The organism is Streptomyces sp. bgisy027 (assembly GCF_057710365.1).
Genome location: NZ_JBYIVZ010000142.1, coordinates 1 through 891 on the forward strand (window position 1 = coordinate 1; position 891 = coordinate 891).

At 65.2% G+C, this 891-nt stretch carries 1 protein-coding gene; it reads right to left on the reverse strand.

Annotation, left to right across the window (positions count from 1 at the left end; all coding sequences use genetic code 11):
• Window positions 1-891, reverse strand: an 891-nt coding sequence (locus AC3ETA_RS47775; RefSeq protein WP_432199171.1) for a tyrosine-type recombinase/integrase, incomplete at both ends; no start/stop codon positions are given.

The window sequence follows — 891 nt, forward strand, 5'->3', positions numbered from 1 at the left end:
GCCGAGACCAGAGCGGGCTTCCAAGCGCGGTCGTTGAAGTCCGTACGCCGAACTGCACCGGTCCCATCGAGCCGGGTGAACAGCAGCCGCTTCGTGACGGGCGGGCCGCCCACTCGGAGCCAGGGCAAGGTGATCTCCACTGGAGGAAATGCCTCCATGTGCTGCTTGAGGACGTACGCCACGCGATCCGGCAGGGGGACGTCACGGAGCTTGTTGCGCTTCGGTGGGGCGAAAACGAGACCCTCCTTCGTCACCTTCACCTGGTTCACGATGTGCAGCCATCCGGTGTCGAAGCTGATCTCATCGACGGGCAACCCGAAGATCTCCCCTTGTCGGAGTCCGCATCCGCCTCCGAGGTCGACCGTCGCGCGGAATCGCTCCGGCAGTGCTGCCCGCACGGCGAAGACACGATCTGCGCTCCATGGCACGACCCGTCCACTTCCGGGTGCCGGTGGACGCACGGACTGCGCGTGACAGGGGTTCTTTGACAGGTGGCCGTCGTCAACGGCCGCGTTGAAGATCGTCGCCACGCCGTTGTAAATCACGCGTCGGTACGACGACGCCTGTACGGCCCGTTCCAAAGCGCTCAGCCAGTCCCGGATGTTCTCCGGCTTGAACGAGCCGAGGGGGCGTGACCCCAGATAGGGAATCGCGTGGCCGCGGATTGCGGATTCCACGGACTCCCGCGTGGTCATGTCGGTGGTCTGCGTGCTCAGCCACTTTTCGGCGTACTGCCGGAACGTCACCCTGCTTGCGGCGGGGTCCACGTACTGGCCCCGCGACATGTCCGCTTCGATGTGGGCGAGCCACTGGTCGGCTAGTCGCTTCTGTCCGTCAGGGAACGACTTGCTCTTCTCGGTCCCGTCCGGACCGATGTACCGGGCACGGTAG